We start from the raw sequence: 742 nt of genomic DNA on the forward strand, positions 1-742 counted from the left end.
AATCAAAGTGTTGCGGAATTAAGGATATTCGCATATTGATGACCACTACAAAAACGACCTTATCAGATGCGCCCTCTGTTGCAGGGGACGACGGCGAAGCCATACCGGAAACCGTCGAATCCCCCACCGTTTCACCTGTCGCTGACAGCGACGGGATGTCCTGGTATGTGGCATGTGTAAGGGTAAATTACGAGAAGAAATTCATGCTCGCCATAGAGCAGGACTTCCAAGGTCGCGGCCTTCCTATAGAAGTCTGGGTGCCCACAGAGAGGCGCGTAGTGGTCAACAGCCGCGGCAAGCGCTGCATACGCGAGTTCGTGGTCCTCTCCACCTTCGTCTTCGTTAGGGTGGAGGCTCGCCACCTCAACGACATCCGTTTCCGTCCCGACGTATACAAGATGCTGACGATGCCCGGCAAGAAGACTCCCCACATCATCCCCGATGCCGAGTTCAACAATTTCCGCCGCATCATAGACACCGGCAACGCCACCTTCATCAACCGTCCTCTCAGAAAGGGCGACAAGGTGCGCATCACCGACGGTGCCCTTGCCGGCTGCATGGCGTTCGTCCAGCGCATCCAGGGCAAGAAAGTCATCATCGGCAACGAGCTCCTCTACATCGGCGGCGCCACCATAGAAGTAGACCGCGAGTCCCTGGAGTTTGTGAGGGAGGGCAGGAGTTGCTGAGATGTAAATAGTGTAATGAAGATGCTATTATATCTCATATTTTGAACTAAACAGTT

The 742-nt window shown here is 54.0% G+C and carries 1 protein-coding gene; it reads left to right on the top strand.

Features of this window, described 5'->3' with window-relative positions; genetic code table 11:
- A partial coding sequence (locus QVO99_RS05145) for a transcription termination/antitermination NusG family protein (RefSeq protein ID WP_288176974.1) occupies positions 1 to 686 on the top strand: 686 nt, incomplete at its 5' end.
- Between the last annotated feature and the right edge of the window lie 56 nt (positions 687 to 742).

The organism is Prevotella sp. CAG:592, assembly GCF_000436015.1.
Taxonomy (GTDB): Bacteria; Bacteroidota; Bacteroidia; order Bacteroidales; family Bacteroidaceae; genus Prevotella; species Prevotella pectinovora.